This window comes from Pseudomonas sp. PAMC25584 (assembly GCF_058135675.1).
Map to the genome: position 1 here is coordinate 74,103 of NZ_CM176870.1, position 15,048 is coordinate 89,150.

Consider the following 15,048-nt stretch of genomic DNA (forward strand, 5'->3'; position numbering starts at 1 on the left):
CGTTATTTTCGAGAAAAATGCACCACCAGCTTGTCGCCGACGGTTTGCAGAATTTGCACCAGGATCAACAGCATCACCACGGTGACCACCATCACATCGGTCTGGAAGCGCTGGTAGCCGAAACGGATCGCCAGGTCACCCAGGCCACCGGCACCGACGACACCGGCCATGGCCGTGTAGGACACGAGTGTAATAGCCGTCACCGTAATCGCCGCGAAAATGCCGGGACGGGCCTCAGGCAACAACGCATGGGTGATGATCTGGCGCGTGCTGGCGCCCATGGACTGGGTGGCTTCGATGATGCCGCGGTCTACTTCACGCAGCGCGGTTTCCACCAGGCGCGCAAAAAACGGCGTAGCCCCCACGACCAGCGGCGGAATCGCACCGGCCACCCCCAGCGAGGTGCCGGTGATCAGCACGGTGAACGGGATCATCACGATCAACAGGATGATGAACGGCAGCGAGCGCAGGATGTTCACAATCAGCGACAGCAACGCGTACAGGCCTTTTTGCTCGAACAACTGGCGCGGGCTGCACAGAAACAGCAGCACGCCCAAGGGCAAGCCGAGCAGCACGGTGAAGAATAGCGAACCGAACAGCATGGTCATGGTATCGCCGGTGGCGAGCCAGATTTCTGACCAGTCGATATTGGCGAAGAAACTCAACAGCACTTCCATTAGCGCAGCACCTCCATGTGGACGTCGGCGGCGGTGAAGCGGGCAAAGGCTGCTTCCATGTCGCCGCCGGTGACGGCGAGGGTCAGTTGCCCGTAGGGGGTGTCTTTGATGCGGTCGATACGCCCGGCGAGGATGCTGTAGTCCACCCCCGTTTCACGGGCGACGGTGCCCAGTAACGGCGCGTAGGTCGCTTCGCCCTGGAACGTCAGGCGCACGATGCGGCCCGGTACGTGGGCGAAGTCATCGCGCTGCTCGCTTTCGTCGACCTGATCGGCTTCCTGGACAAAGCGCTTGGTGGTCGGGTGCTTGGGGTGCAGGAACACATCGGCCACGGAGCCTTGCTCGACGATCACACCGGCGTCCATCACCGCCACCTGGTCGCATACGCGGCGGATCACGTCCATTTCGTGGGTGATCAGCACGATGGTGAGTTTCAACTCGCGGTTGATCTCGGCCAGCAGTTGCAGCACCGAGGCGGTGGTCTGCGGGTCGAGGGCGCTGGTGGCTTCGTCGCACAGCAGGATTTTCGGTTTGGTCGCCAGGGCGCGGGCAATGCCGACGCGCTGCTTCTGGCCGCCGGACAGTTGCGCCGGGTACTTCTTGGCGTGGTCCGACAGACCGACGCGCGCCAGCAGTTCGGCGACGCGCTGGTCGATGGCCTTGCGCGACAATTCGCCGGCCAGGGTCAGTGGCAGCGCCACGTTGTCGGCGACGGTCTTGGAGGCCAGCAGGTTGAAGTGCTGGAAAATCATCCCGACCTGCTGGCGGAAACGACGCAGGCCGTTGGCATCCAGGGCAGTGACTTCTTCGCCATCGACGTGGATCTGGCCGCCGCTGGGTTGCTCGAGACGATTGATCAGGCGCAGCAGGGTACTTTTTCCCGCGCCGGAGTGGCCAATCAGACCAAACACCTGGCCGTTCTCGACGCGCAGGCTGGTGGGGTGCAGCGCGGGGATTTCCTTACCGGCGACGCGGTAGGTTTTATGGACGTTATGAAACTCGATCACGTAGCGAACCTTGTGGGGCGCATGGAAAAGGGATCAGCGGTTAGCCGGGCGCGCATTTTAGCCTGTCCGTATAGCGTTTCTTAGCATTTATTTCGCTTTCAACCAGCGATTTGGCAATAACGCGATCAAAGGTCATAAAAAAGGAACGGTGCAAATTCGTGTCAGTCACTACTTAAGCAACTCGATTTCCCAGGTGCCGTGCCTGGGGTTTGCTCAAACGAGCCGGGGACCGCTCTGGCCACTTTGAATAAGGAGTTTTGTCTGATGAGTACCAAGAAGCCAGCCACCCCGCCGAAGAGTGAACTTGCGGGCACCGATACCCTGGACCGTGGCAACACCAACGCCAAGCTGCAGGCCCTGGAAGCGTTCCGTTCCGACGCGACCGGCCAGGCCCTGCGTACCAACCAAGGCGTGAAGATTTCCGACAACCAGAACACCTTGAAAGTCGGTGCCCGTGGCCCCTCGCTGCTGGAAGACTTCATCATGCGTGAAAAAATCACGCACTTTGACCATGAACGTATCCCGGAGCGCATCGTGCATGCGCGTGGTACCGGCGCCCACGGCTATTTCCAGACCTATGAGAACCATTCGGCGCTGACCAAGGCCGGTTTCCTGCGCAACCCAGGGCATAAAACTCCGGTGTTCGTGCGTTTTTCCACCGTGCAGGGCCCGCGTGGTTCGGGCGATACAGTGCGTGACGTGCGCGGTTTTGCGGTTAAGTTCTTCACCGATGAAGGCAACTTCGACCTGGTGGGCAACAACATGCCGGTATTTTTCATTCAGGACGCGATCAAGTTTCCCGACTTCGTGCATGCGGTAAAACCTGAGCCGCACAACGAAACGCCTACCGGCGGCTCGGCCCACGATACGTTCTGGGATTTTGTTTCGCTGCAGCCGGAATCGGCGCACATGGTGATTTGGGCCATGTCTGACCGGGCCATTCCGAAAAGCCTGCGCAGCATGCAGGGCTTCGGCGTGCATACCTTTCGCCTGGTGAATGCCGAGGGGCAGTCCAACTTCGTCAAATTTCACTGGCGCCCTACGGTCGGCACCTGCTCGCTGGTGTGGGACGAAGCGCAAAAGCTCGCAGGTAAAGATGCCGACTATCACCGTCGCGATCTGTGGGAGTCGATTGAAGGCGGCGATTACCCCGAATGGGAATTGGGTGTGCAGGTGATTCCTGAAGCGAAGGAACACGCGTTCGACTTCGATATCCTCGACCCCACCAAGCTGATTCCCGAGGAGTTGGTGCCGATTACCCCATTGGGCAAGATGGTGCTGAACCGTAACCCGGATAACTTCTTCGCTGAAGTCGAGCAGGTCGCGTTCTGCCCGGGGCATATCGTGCCTGGGATCGACTTCTCCAATGACCCGTTGCTGCAAGGCCGTTTGTTTTCCTACACCGACACGCAGATCAGCCGGCTGGGTGGCCCGAACTTTCATCAGTTGCCGATCAACCAGCCAGTGACACCGCTGCATAACAACCAGCGCGATGCCATGCACCGCAGCACCCTCGATAAAGGGCGCGCGTCTTACGAGCCGAACTCGATTGATGGCGGCTGGCCGAAGGAAACCCCGCCAGCGGCGCAGGATGGCGGGTTTGAGTCCTATCCGGAGCGCGTCGACGCCCACAAGATTCGCCAGCGCAGTGAGTCGTTCGGCGATCACTTTTCCCAGGCACGCCTGTTTTTCCGCAGCATGAGCTTGCACGAGCAAGAACACATCATCGCGGCCTACAGTTTTGAACTGGGCAAGGTGGAGCGTGAGTTTATTCGTGCGCGTCAGGTCAACGAGATCCTCGCCAACATTGACCTGGAGTTGGCCAAGCGCGTGGCGCAAAACCTCGGGCTGCCCGTGCCGACCAAAGGCACGGTGCCGGAGCGCAAAACCCAACCGGAGCGCTCTCCCGCGCTGAGCCAGGCGAATTTACTGTCCGGCGATATCAAAACGCGCAAAGTGGCGATTCTGGCGGCGAACGGTGTGGATGGCGTGGCGATTGCCGCGTTGAAGAAGGCGCTGGAGGCCGAGGGCGCACATGCCAAGTTGCTGGGGCCGACCTCGGCGCCGGTCACCACGCTCGAGGGTAAGAGTCTGCCGGTGGATGCCTCGATGGAGGGCTTGCCGTCGATTGCGTTCGATGCGGTGTTCGTACCTGGCGGTAAGGCGTCGATCACGGCATTGAGTGGGGATGGCGTGGCGTTGCACTACCTGCTGGAGGCCTACAAGCACTTGAAGGCGATTGCCGTAGCCAGTGACGCGAAGCCATTGCTGGATCTGCTGAAGCTCGAAGCGGATGCGGGGTTGGTCGTGGGATCGGATGCCAAGGCGTTCAAGGTGTTCTTTGAAGCGATTGCCCGGCATCGGGTCTGGGAGCGTGAGCCGAAGGCCAAGGCGATTCCGGCTTAAGTCATCTGCTGTTGGTTAGACCGCCATCGGGGGCAAGCCCCGATGGCTTTATTCCGCCTTACGCGGAATCAGCACAACCTGCGCCGGAATATTCTTCAGAATCTGCCGGTGAATCTTCAGGTCGTACCCCGCATCAATGCGCTTCACCCGTTTGCTCAGCAAGGTCGCCAGCCATGGGTAATCCTGGGTGCGCGGTGCCTGGATGCTCACATCGCACTGGTAATTCACCACGTCGGTGGCGATGGCATCCAGTTGATGGCGCAGTTCTTCGATGTCAGTGAGGTTCAGCGCCACCGTGGTGCTCTGTGCGGCCGGGTCGATGACCTTGGCGACGGGCTGGGCTTCGGCGGCCTTGAGGGCGGCTTCGGCTTTGTCCAGCTCGGCTTTGCGCGCATGGGTGATGGCGCTGTTGACGCCACCGGTCAGCGCCGGGGCCTTGGGCATCAATGCACGGGCCCGGCTGAGGGCGGTGGCGGCGGCGTTGACATCACCTTTTTGCAACACGACCTGACTGCGTTGCAGATAGGCCTCGGCCAATTGGCGCTGATAAGCCACCAGCGCCGGATCGTTGGGCGACTGGGCCTGTAGCGCGGCCAGTTGGTCTTCGGCGGTGGCCAGCTCGCTGCTGGCCAGGTTTTGCTCCAGTTGCGCGATGGCGACAGCGCGTGCGTCCGGGGCCTCGGGGGCGGCGGGCGGTGTACTTTGACAGGCGCCCAGCAGCAGGGAAAATGCGGCAAGGAGCAGATAACGGGAGGTGAACGGCTTCATTCCTGCGACTCTCTATTTGCGCAAAAAGCGAGCAAGTCTACACCCCTCGACGGGGCAGGACAAAACTCAGCAGAAAGAGGGCGGCGGCCGTGACCACAATCGACGGCCCTGCCGGAGTGTCCTTGAACCAGGACAGCGCCAGGCCCCCACACACGGCCAGCATCCCCAGCACGCTGGCGCCGATCGCCATCTGCTCCGGCGAACGGGCGTGGCGCTGGGCTGCGGCTGCGGGAATGATCAGCAGTGACGTGATCAACAATACGCCGACAATCTTCATCGCGACAGCGATCACCACGGCGATCAACAACATCAGGGTCATGCGCAGGGCGGGCACGGGCAAGCCTTCCACCGTGGCCAGTTCTTCATGCACGGTGATTGCCAGCAGCGGGCGCCACAGCGTCACCAGCAGCACCAGCACGGCGGCGCTGCCGCCGAGAATCCACGCAAGGTCAGTGGGGCTGATCGCCAGCAGGTCACCGAACAGGTAGGCCATCAGGTCGATGCGCACTTCGTGCATAAAGCTCAGTACCACCAGGCCCAGGGACAGGGTGCTGGGCGCCAGGATGCCCAGCAGCGTGTCGGAGGCCAGCGGTTGGCGCTGTTGCAGGGTCACCAGCAGCACCGCCAGCAGCAGGCAGCCGACCGTCACGGCGATGGCCGGGCTCACATCCAGCAGGAAGCCCAGGGCCACGCCCAGCAGTGCGGCGTGGGACAAGGTGTCGCCGAAATAGGCCATGCGCCGCCAGACCACGAACGAGCCCAGCGGGCCCGCCACCAGCGCCAGAGCCAAGCCTGCCAGCAGGGCGTAGAGCAGAAAATCAGCCATGCTTGCAGCTATCTCCATGAACGTGAGTGTGGGGCGTAGCGGGATCGTCGACCACGGCGCCATGCAGGTCATGGGCGTGGTCGTGATGGTGGTGATAAATCGCCAGGCTCTGCGCGTTCTTGCCGAACAGCTCGACGAACGCCGGGTCGCCGCTGACTTGCTCCGGGTGGCCGGAGCAGCACACGTGGCGGTTGAGGCACACCACCTGATCGGTGGTGCTCATCACCAAGTGCAGGTCGTGGGAGACCATCAGCACGCCGCAGCCAAGGCGGTCACGCAGGCGGGTGATCAGGCTGTACAGCTCGGCCTGGCCGGCGACGTCGACACCCTGCACCGGTTCGTCGAGCACCAGCAATTCCGGTTCGCGCAACAGGGCGCGGGCCAGCAACACACGCTGCATTTCACCGCCGGAGATGCTTTGCACCGGGCTGTCGATGACCTGTTCGGCGCCGACTTCCTTGAGCGCGGCTTGCGCGCGGGTGCGGTCCACGCCTGGCACCAGGCGCAGGAAGCGCAGCACAGACAAGGGCAGCGTCGGGTCCACGAAGAGTTTTTGCGGCATATAGCCGACACGCAGTTTGGGCTTGCGCCACACACTGCCGGTGTCGGGCTTGAGCAAGCCGAGCACGGCGCGCACCAGGGTGGTCTTGCCGGCGCCATTGGGGCCGATCAGGGTGACGATCTGCCCCGGTTCGACGCTCAACTGGATGTTATCCAGCACGTTTTGCCCGGCGAACGTGACCCCGACCTGTTCCAGGCGGATTAACGCGTTGCTCATCAAGCCCCCTGGCAACCGGCGCAGAGCCCGACGACTTCGACGGTTTGCCCTTCAACCTTGAAGCCGACGTCGGCGGCGCTCTGGATGATGGCGTCGCTGATGCTTTTTTGCTCAAGCTCGATGGCGGCGTGGCACGTGCGGCAGATCAGGAACTGACCCTGGTGCGCGTGTTCCGGGTGGTTGCAGCCGACGAAGGCATTGAGCGAAGCGATGCGGTGGACCAGGCCGTTGTCCAACAGGAAATCCAGCGCGCGGTACACGGTAGGCGGTGCGGCGCGGCGACCGTCCTGTTCGCTGAGCACGCCGAGGATGTCGTAGGCGCCCAGCGGTTTGTGGCTCTGCCAGACCAGTTCCAGCACGCGCCGGCGCAGGGCGGTCAGGCGCAGACCCTGCCGTGCGCACAGGGTGTCGGCCTCCGACAGCGCGGTATGCACGCAGTGAGAGTGGTCGTGGGGACGGCTGGCGAGCGGTGTTATAGGCATGAGCGGCGACAGATATTTGATAGAGACGTTATTATGTTACCCGTTCCTACGCCATTGAGTGGTCATCGTGTCCCGACTTTTTCCCGTTTTTGTCGTATTTGTCGCCAGTTTGTTCATCGCGGGTGCCGCTCAGGCGCAGGTCAAGGTGCTGACCAGCATCAAGCCGCTGCAGTTGATTGCCGCCGCTGTGCAGGACGGGGTGGCGGTTCCCGAGGTGTTGTTGCCGCCGGGTGCGTCGCCGCATAACTATGCGTTGCGCCCATCCGACGTGCGGCGTGTGCAGTCGGTGGATCTGTTGTATTGGATCGGACCGGACATGGAAGGCTTCCTGCCGCGCGTCCTCAAGGGGCGCAGCCTGCCGACGGTGGCCGTGCAGGATCTTCCGGGCATGAAACTCCGCCGTTTCGCCGAAGATAGCCATTCCCATGCCGACGATGCCGACGAACATGACCACGATCATCGCCCGGGCAGTCTGGATGCGCATTTGTGGTTGTCGACGCTCAACGCTCGGGTGATTGCCACTCGCATGGGCGCTGACCTCAGCGCCGCAGACCCGGCCAATGCCGAGCGTTACCAGCACAACGTGAAGGCGTTCCTGGGCCGACTGGATGCATTGGACGCACGCCTGAAAGCGCGGATGGCCGGCATCCAGGACAAACCCTACTTTGTGTTCCACGAAGCCTTTGATTACTTCGAAGACGCCTACGGCCTCAAGCACGCCGGTGTGTTCAGCGTGGCCGCCGAAGTGCAGCCAGGCGCCCAGCATGTGGCGGCGATGCGCACGCGCTTGCAGGAAGTCGGCAAGACGTGTGTGTTCAGTGAACCGCCGCTGCGTCCGCGCCTGGCAGAAACGCTGGTCGCCGGTTTGCCGGTGAAATTGGCGGAGCTGGATGCGCTGGGTGGCTACACCCCGGCGACCGCCCAGGGTTACGAGCAGGTGCTGGACAAGCTGGGCAATGACTTGGCGGGGTGCCTGGAGTCGCTCTGAAAGACCAGGCATAACGTCTGTGCGAGGGGGCTTGCTGCCGATGTGGGGTGTCAGTCACGGCATGTGGCGACTGGTACGCCGTAATCGGGAGCAAGCTCCCTCGCACATTTTAGAGCGCGAACGGCAACTGGATCGCGACCTGCTGGCGCTGCGCCAGCCGATGCTCAAACTCCGCCGGGTCATGAATCAACACATCCTGCCCGGCAAACGACTCCGCCGCGATCAGGCGTGACAACCAGAACCGCACGCACGCCACGCGCAACATCGTCGGCCACAACTCGGCTTCCTTTGCGGTAAACGGCCGCAACCCGGCGTAAGCGCCGAGCAGCGCTCGGGCGCGCTGGCCGTCGAGCACGCCGTCGGCATCCGAGCACCAGTCATTCAGGGCGATCGCTACGTCGTACAGCATCGGGCCCGAGCAGGCGTTGTAGAAGTCGATCAAGCCCGACAGGTGCGTGCCTTCGAACATCGCGTTGTCGCGAAACAGGTCGGCGTGAATATTCGCGCGCGGAAGGGCGAGGATCTGTGCCTTGTGGGCCTCGATCTCATCCAGCGCGTCCTGCAGCAGGCGTTGCGGCGCTGCGTGCAGGTGCGAAATCAGCTGCGCGCCTTCGCTGAGCATCCAGTCCAGCCCGCGATCGGTCTTGCGCTCCAGCACCTTGTCACCCTGTGTTGCCAGGTGCAGGTGGCCAAGCAGGTCGCCGACCTGGGCGCAGTGCTGGGCGTTGGCGTCCTTGATGTGCTTGCCGGCCAGGCGCGGTTGCAGCAGCGCCGGTTTGCCGGCCAATTCGCGCAGGGCCACGCCGTCGGTGGTGCGCAGGGCGTAAGGCACCGGCAAATCGGCGTCGTGGAGCACGTCGAGCAGTTCGATGAAGAACGGCATTTCCTGCACCGGGCCGCGTTCAACCAGGGTCAGGACGAACTCGCCCTGTTCCAGGCTGATGAAGAAATTGGTGTTTTCGCTACCCGCAGCAATCCCCTGGAAGTCAAGCAGGCGGCCGAGCCCGTAAGGGGCAAGAAAGGTTTCCAGCTCGGGCCGAGCCAGGGGGGTGAACACAGACATGGTTAAAACTGCCAGTACGGGCGCCGCGGTGTGTGGCGCCAATTAAAGTTAAGAAATCATTTCCATTCGAAAATCTTCCATGACGGGATCAGCATATCCGGCTGGTCAGAGCGGATGAAGTTTGCATCGGTTCCGTCCGCGCGCACCAGGAAATACGGTGGGAAGCCTTTCTTCGTTATCTTGATTGCGTACAGGAAACCGTTTTGGCGGTATTCCTGAATGGTCCTGTCGCCTTCCGTGCGAATGGTAACTTCCGGATCGCCCGAAGGCGCACTGTCTGCCGCCATGGCAGCCATCGGAGCGAGTGCAAACAAGCCGGTCAACAGCAGGCGATTGAATGTGCGCATGATAACCTTGTCCCTTTGTTGTCTGTGGTCCGGCTATTCTAGCGCCTGACCCGCCGAAAAGGTTGATCCTGCTCATGAGCCAAGCCCCCCTCGTCCTGGTGGACGGTTCTTCTTATCTGTACCGCGCCTTCCACGCGCTGCCGCCGCTGACCACCTCAAAAGGCCTGCCGACCGGTGCGGTCAAGGGCGTATTGAACATGCTCAAGAGCCTGCGCAAGCAGTACCCGGAGAGCCCGTTCGCGGTAGTGTTCGACGCCAAGGGTGGGACCTTTCGCGACGACATGTACGCCGAATACAAGGCCAACCGCCCAAGCATGCCCGACGACATGCGCCTGCAGATCGAGCCCCTGCACCAGAGCGTGATCGCGCTGGGCTTCCCGCTGTTGTGCGTCGAAGGCGTCGAGGCCGATGACGTGATCGGCACCCTGGCCCGCAGCAGCGCAGCGGCTGACCGCCCGGTGGTGATCTCTACCGGTGACAAGGACATGGCACAGTTGGTCGACGGGCACATTACCTTGGTCAACACCATGACCGGTAGCGCCATGGACGTGGAGGGCGTAAAGGAGAAATTTGGCGTCGCTCCGGAGCAGATCATCGACTATCTGGCGTTGATGGGCGATTCGTCCGACAACATCCCAGGCGTTCCGGGCATTGGTCCGAAGACCGCTTCCGGCTTGCTGGTGGGCGTCAATGGCGGCCTGAAAGAGCTTTATGAGCAGTTGGATATTGTGCCGACCCTGCCTATCCGTGGGGCCAAGACGCTGCCGGCCAAGCTGGAAGAGCATAAGGAGATGGCGTTTCTCTCCTATCAGTTGGCGACGATCAAGATCGACGTACCGCTCGATGTTGGCTTGGACGATCTGCACCTGATCGAGCCGGATCGTGAAAAACTCCTGGAGCTGTATACCCTCCTGGAGTTCAAAAGCTGGTTTGACGAAGTGCAGCGCGACGCCAAGCGCACCGGGCTGGAGGTGGCTGCTCCGGTCATCGAGAATGCGCCGGTCGTGAATACTGAGCTCAAGTACGAAACCATCCTCGAACAGGCGCGTTTCGATGTGTGGATGAAGAAGCTCGGCGACGCCAAGCTGTTCGCCTTCGACACCGAGACCACCGGCATCGATGCGCAGCAGGCGCAATTGGTTGGCTTGTCGTTCGCGGTTCAGCCCTATGAAGCGGCCTACATCCCGCTGACCCATTCCTACATGGGGGTGCCGGAGCAATTGGACCGCGACACGGTCCTGCGCGCGCTCAAGCCGATCCTCGAAGACCCGAGCAAGCTCAAGGTCGGCCAGCACGCCAAGTTCGACATGAATATCCTGGCCAACTGCGCCATCGGTGGTGATCAGAGTTGTGGCATCACGGTGCAGGGCATCGCCTACGACACCATGCTCGAATCCTACGTCCTCGACTCCACGGCCACGCGGCATGACATGGACAGCCTGGCCCAGAAATACCTGGGTCACACCACCGTGAGCTTTCAGGATATTGCCGGTAAAGGCGCTAAACAGCTGACCTTTGACCAGATCTCCCTCGAACAGGCCGGGCCTTACGCGGCTGAAGATGCCGACGTCACCCTGCGTCTGCACCAGACCTTGTTCGAAAAACTCACGGCGATCCCCAGCCTGGTCAGCGTGCTGACAGATATCGAGATGCCACTGGTGCCGGTGCTGGCGCGTATCGAGCGCCAGGGCGCACTGGTGGATGCCAAGTTGCTCGGTGTGCAGAGCGTCGAGTTGGGCGAGAAGATGGTCGAACTGGAGCGTGAGGCATTTGCCATCGCCGGTGAGGAATTCAACCTCGGCTCGCCCAAGCAATTGGGCGCGATCCTGTACGAAAAACTCGGCCACCCGATCCTGAGCAAGACCGCCAAGGGCCAGGCGTCGACCGCCGAAGCGGTGCTCGCCGAACTGGCCGAGCAGGATTTCCCGCTGCCCAAGGTGCTGATGCAGTACCGCTCCATGAGCAAGCTGAAAAGCACCTACACCGACCGCTTGCCTGAGCAGATCAACCCGCGCACCGGGCGCATCCATACGTCGTATCACCAGGCGGTGGCGGCCACGGGGCGTTTGTCGTCGAGTGATCCGAACTTGCAGAACATTCCGATCCGCACGGCTGAAGGCCGGCGGATTCGTCAGGCGTTCGTCGCGCCTAAAGGCTACAAGCTACTGGCGGCGGACTACTCGCAGATCGAACTGCGCATCATGGCGCACCTGGCCAAGGACGAAGGCTTGCTGCACGCCTTCCGCAATGACCTGGACGTACACAAGGCCACCGCCGCCGAGGTATTTGGCGTGGAACTGGGCGCGGTCACTACCGACCAGCGTCGCAGCGCCAAGGCGATCAACTTCGGCCTGATCTACGGCATGAGCGCGTTTGGCCTGGCCAAGCAGATCGGTGTCGATCGTAAACAGTCCCAGGCCTATATCGACCGCTACTTCGCCCGTTATCCGGGCGTGCTGGCCTATATGGAGCGCACCCGCGCCCAGGCGGCCGAGCAGGGTTATGTCGAGACGATCTTCGGTCGGCGCCTGTACCTGCCGGACATCAACGCGAAGAACCCGGCCCTGCGCAAAGGTGCCGAGCGCACGGCGATCAACGCGCCGATGCAAGGCACGGCGGCGGATATCATCAAGAAAGCCATGGTCGCGGTGGATAATTGGCTGACCGCGTCGGGCCTGGACGCCAAAGTCATCCTGCAGGTACACGATGAACTGGTGCTGGAGGTTCGCGAGGATCTGGTCGAGCAAGTGCGTGACGAGATTCGCCAGCACATGAGCCACGCGGCGACGCTGGACGTGCCGTTGCTGGTGGAAGTGGGCGTGGGTGATAACTGGGACGAAGCGCACTGATGGCGTGGTTCTGCCACCCCCCGAGCGTGGTGGCAGAACGCTTTAGAGCCGAAAGCGCCGTCGGTTATTACAAATAGTTTTTTGTACCTGCCGGAACTTAACCCATGAAATGCCACTCAGATTTACTGAATGGGTGGTGAAGCCCTTCAATGCTCCTATGTTGTGTTAAGTGTTGGCAGATATCTGGACCCCGCCCTAGCGGTCCGGAACTTGAACCCCGAACTTCCCCTCCCCTACGAAGTCCGGGGTTTTTTTTGCCTGCGCAAAAGTTACTCGGCGATTTCCGCGCCCTTGTCGGCCAATTCCATCCAGCCGGCCAGCACGGTGTAGGCGTCTTCCAGGCCCAGGCGCTTTGGCGCCGAGAACAGCTGGATGGTGATGGTGTCACCCCAACCTTTACGGATTTCCGCCTGCACCTTCAGCAGCGTGTTCTTGGCGGCGCCATAGGTCAGTTTGTCGGCTTTGGTCAGCAGGATATGCATCGGCATGCCGCTGGCGACCGCCCAGTCGAGCATCAGCAGGTCGAAGTCGGTCATTGGATGACGGATGTCCATCATCAGGATCAACCCCTTCAAACTCTCCCGGCCACCCAGGTAAGCCTCGAGGTGACGCTGCCAGTGCAGCTTCAGCGGGATAGGTACTTTTGCATAACCGTAGCCTGGAAGGTCGACCAGACGCCGATCATCGTCTAGCTTGAAGAAGTTGAGTAGCTGTGTGCGGCCCGGGGTTTTCGAGGTGCGCGCCAGGCTGGCGTGGGTCAAGGTGTTCAGCGCGCTGGATTTACCCGCGTTGGAACGGCCGGCAAAGGCGACTTCAAAGCCCTCGTCATCGGGGCATTGGTCCACTTTGGCGGCGCTGAGCATGAAGGTGGACTGTTGGCACAGGCCGAGGATGGGGTTCTTGAGTTGCATGAGATTTCCGATGTGGGCGGTGCCGAAAAAGGGTGCGGCAAGCGGTGTCGTTTCCGTTTCAGTAGCGCCAGTATATAATGCCGCAGATTTTGTGTGTGCTTTGTCCCAGCGAAGGGTGAAGTTCACGGGAGCGATAGACCTTTATTGCGCATTAGAACGCAAAACGCTCCCAAACCCTGAAAAGGTCGATGTATGACCAGATGGTTGCTTGCTATCGGTGTCCTGATGCCGCTTTACGGCGCTCAGGCTACACAGGAACCGGAAGCGGTGTACAACCGAGTTTGCGTGGCTTGCCATGCTGGCCAACTGCCGAACGCCCCGAAGCGGGGTGACCAGGCAGCCTGGGCGCCCAGACTGGCGCAGGGCATGGACACGCTGGTGCAACACGTGACTCAGGGTTTCAAGGCAATGCCGCCGCGTGGTTTGTGCATGGACTGCAGTACCGAGGATTACCAGGCCATCATTGAGTGGATGGTGAGTAAGCCCGGTTAGATAACTCTTTAAACCCTTAGCCGTAGTTGGATTAGCTGATGAACAAACTGATCGTGAGTCTGCTGTTGACCTTGGGCATCACCGGTGTTGCCCATGCTGCAGGCGACGCTACTGCGGGTCAGGCGAAAGCCGCCGTGTGTGGTGCTTGCCATGGACCGGATGGTAATAGCCCGGCACCGAACTTCCCTAAACTGGCCGGCCAGGGTGAGCGCTACCTGACCAAGCAGATGCACGACATCAAGGACGGTAAGCGCACGGTCCTGGAAATGACCGGCTTGCTGACCAACCTCAGTGACCAGGACCTGGCGGATATCGCCGCTTATTTCTCCAGCCAGAAAGGCAGCGTGGGAGCTGCCGATCCGAAGCAAGTGGCCCGTGGTGAAGAGTTGTTCCGCGGCGGCAACCTGGAAAAAGGCATGCCTTCCTGCATCGGTTGCCACTCGCCTAACGGCGCGGGCATCGCCGCTGCGGGCTTCCCGCACTTAGGTGGCCAGCATGCGCAGTACGTCACCAAGCAACTGACGGACTTCCGTGAAGGCAATCGCACCAACGACGGCGATACCAAAATCATGCAAAGCATTGCCGCCAAGCTAAGCAACAAGGACATCGAAGCGGTTTCCCAATACGTTCAGGGTCTGCACTGATCGAAGGGCTACGTTAACACTCGATTAATCCGTTGATGCAAGCATAAAAAGGGTGGCCCAGGCCGCCCTTTTTTGTGGCCGGTGCCGTTACACTAACGAACTCATGCCCGCGTAGACCTGTCACAACAAAGGTCGCGTGAGGCGACCCTATTTGTTCAGGAGTAAAGCATGCGTAATCTGATCCTCAGCGCCGCTCTCGTCACTGTCAGCCTCTTCGGCATGACCGCACAAGCTGCCGACGTGCCGCTTGAAGCCGGTAAAACCTACGTGGAATTGGCCAACCCAGTGCCGGTGTCGGTGCCGGGCAAGATCGAAGTGGTGGAGCTGTTCTGGTACGGCTGCCCGCATTGCTACGCCTTTGAGCCAACCATCAACCCATGGGCTGAAAAACTGCCCAAGGACGTGAACTTCAAACGCATCCCTGCCATGTTCGGCGGCCCTTGGGATGCCCACGGCCAACTGTTCCTGACTCTGGAAGCCATGGGTGTCGAGCACAAGGTCCACAACGCGGTCTTCGAGGCTATCCAGAAACAAGGCAAGCGCCTGACCAAGCCTGAGGAAATGGCTGACTTCGTCGCTACCCAGGGTGTCGACAAGGACAAGTTCCTGGCTACCTTCAATTCCTTCGCTATCCAGGGCCAGATCAAACAGGCCAAGGAACTGGCGCAGAAGTATGGCGTGCAAGGCGTACCGACCCTGATCGTCAACGGCAAGTACCGTTTCGACCTGGGGACCACCGGCGGTCCTGAAGCGACCCTCAATGTGGCCGACCAGTTGATCGCCAAAGAACGCGCCGCCAAGTAAGGGGCC

At 61.1% G+C, this 15,048-nt stretch carries 15 protein-coding genes; 6 read left to right on the plus strand and 9 right to left on the minus strand.

From position 1 onward, the window contains the following. Positions 1–2 precede the first annotated feature (2 nt). Both ACS5Q8_RS00380 and ACS5Q8_RS00385 read right to left on the minus strand, forming a co-directional pair. Positions 3–677 carry a methionine ABC transporter permease gene (locus tag ACS5Q8_RS00380; protein ID WP_247399170.1) on the minus strand — a complete coding sequence of 225 codons (675 nt, stop codon included), beginning with the start codon at positions 675–677 and terminating at the stop codon, positions 3–5. Next, positions 677–1,684, minus strand: coding sequence for a methionine ABC transporter ATP-binding protein (locus ACS5Q8_RS00385; RefSeq protein ID WP_276195625.1), 1,008 nt, complete (start codon positions 1,682–1,684; stop codon positions 677–679). The genes ACS5Q8_RS00380 and ACS5Q8_RS00385 overlap by 1 nt, the downstream gene beginning before the upstream one ends. A gap of 243 nt (positions 1,685–1,927) precedes the next feature. Between ACS5Q8_RS00385 and katE the strand changes: the two genes are divergently transcribed. After that, the gene (gene katE, locus ACS5Q8_RS00390) at positions 1,928–4,090 is read left to right on the plus strand and encodes a catalase HPII (protein WP_426101945.1); all 2,163 of its coding nucleotides are present in this window, start codon (positions 1,928–1,930) and stop codon (positions 4,088–4,090) included. A 48-nt stretch (positions 4,091–4,138) separates the two neighbouring features. Here katE and ACS5Q8_RS00395 read toward each other — a convergent pair whose 3' ends face one another. From ACS5Q8_RS00395 to zur, 4 genes are read right to left on the minus strand one after another with little or no spacing between them, the layout of a single operon-like run. Next, positions 4,139–4,858: a PA5502 family lipoprotein gene (locus ACS5Q8_RS00395; protein ID WP_426101947.1), complete on the minus strand. Its 720-nt coding sequence runs from the start codon at positions 4,856–4,858 to the stop codon at positions 4,139–4,141. Between the two features lie 37 nt (positions 4,859–4,895). After that, entirely contained in the window at positions 4,896–5,684 is a 789-nt protein-coding gene (znuB, locus tag ACS5Q8_RS00400) for a zinc ABC transporter permease subunit ZnuB (protein ID WP_017849020.1), read from the minus strand. Beyond that, positions 5,677–6,462, minus strand: coding sequence for a zinc ABC transporter ATP-binding protein ZnuC (gene znuC / locus ACS5Q8_RS00405; protein ID WP_247399181.1), 786 nt, complete (start codon positions 6,460–6,462; stop codon positions 5,677–5,679). Before znuC ends, znuB begins: the two co-directional genes overlap by 8 nt. Beyond that, positions 6,462–6,944 (minus strand): zinc uptake transcriptional repressor Zur, encoded by a 483-nt coding sequence (gene zur, locus ACS5Q8_RS00410; RefSeq protein ID WP_247399200.1) that lies wholly within the window; start codon positions 6,942–6,944, stop codon positions 6,462–6,464. Before zur ends, znuC begins: the two co-directional genes overlap by 1 nt. Positions 6,945–7,002: 58 nt before the next feature. Here zur and ACS5Q8_RS00415 point away from each other — a divergent pair, with 58 nt between their 5' ends. Then, the gene (locus ACS5Q8_RS00415) at positions 7,003–7,932 is read left to right on the plus strand and encodes a zinc ABC transporter substrate-binding protein (protein WP_253400291.1); all 930 of its coding nucleotides are present in this window, start codon (positions 7,003–7,005) and stop codon (positions 7,930–7,932) included. 109 nt (positions 7,933–8,041) lie between these two features. On the opposite strand, the gene ACS5Q8_RS00420 is transcribed toward ACS5Q8_RS00415, so the two are convergent. Then, a complete protein-coding gene (locus tag ACS5Q8_RS00420; protein ID WP_276195629.1) occupies positions 8,042–8,995 on the minus strand; it encodes a homoserine kinase in 954 nt (317 codons plus the stop codon). A 56-nt stretch (positions 8,996–9,051) separates the two neighbouring features. Then, positions 9,052–9,342: a DUF2782 domain-containing protein gene (locus ACS5Q8_RS00425; protein ID WP_276195630.1), complete on the minus strand. Its 291-nt coding sequence runs from the start codon at positions 9,340–9,342 to the stop codon at positions 9,052–9,054. Between the two features lie 74 nt (positions 9,343–9,416). Between ACS5Q8_RS00425 and polA the strand changes: the two genes are divergently transcribed. Beyond that, the gene (gene polA / locus ACS5Q8_RS00430) at positions 9,417–12,191 is read left to right on the plus strand and encodes a DNA polymerase I (protein WP_276195631.1); all 2,775 of its coding nucleotides are present in this window, start codon (positions 9,417–9,419) and stop codon (positions 12,189–12,191) included. 269 nt (positions 12,192–12,460) lie between these two features. Here polA and yihA read toward each other — a convergent pair whose 3' ends face one another. Then, complete coding sequence (gene yihA, locus ACS5Q8_RS00435; protein ID WP_048721487.1) at positions 12,461–13,102, minus strand: ribosome biogenesis GTP-binding protein YihA/YsxC; 642 nt, start codon at positions 13,100–13,102, stop codon at positions 12,461–12,463. A 192-nt stretch (positions 13,103–13,294) separates the two neighbouring features. On the opposite strand from yihA, the gene ACS5Q8_RS00440 reads away from it, so the two are divergent. The 3 genes from ACS5Q8_RS00440 (at position 13,295) to dsbA (ending at position 15,042) form a co-directional block, all read left to right on the plus strand. Further along, positions 13,295–13,594: a c-type cytochrome gene (locus ACS5Q8_RS00440; protein ID WP_276195634.1), complete on the plus strand. Its 300-nt coding sequence runs from the start codon at positions 13,295–13,297 to the stop codon at positions 13,592–13,594. A 38-nt stretch (positions 13,595–13,632) separates the two neighbouring features. Further along, a complete protein-coding gene (locus ACS5Q8_RS00445; protein WP_276195636.1) occupies positions 13,633–14,238 on the plus strand; it encodes a c-type cytochrome in 606 nt (201 codons plus the stop codon). A gap of 168 nt (positions 14,239–14,406) precedes the next feature. After that, the gene (gene dsbA / locus ACS5Q8_RS00450; protein WP_276195638.1) at positions 14,407–15,042 is read left to right on the plus strand and encodes a thiol:disulfide interchange protein DsbA; all 636 of its coding nucleotides are present in this window, start codon (positions 14,407–14,409) and stop codon (positions 15,040–15,042) included. Positions 15,043–15,048: the final 6 nt, after the last annotated feature.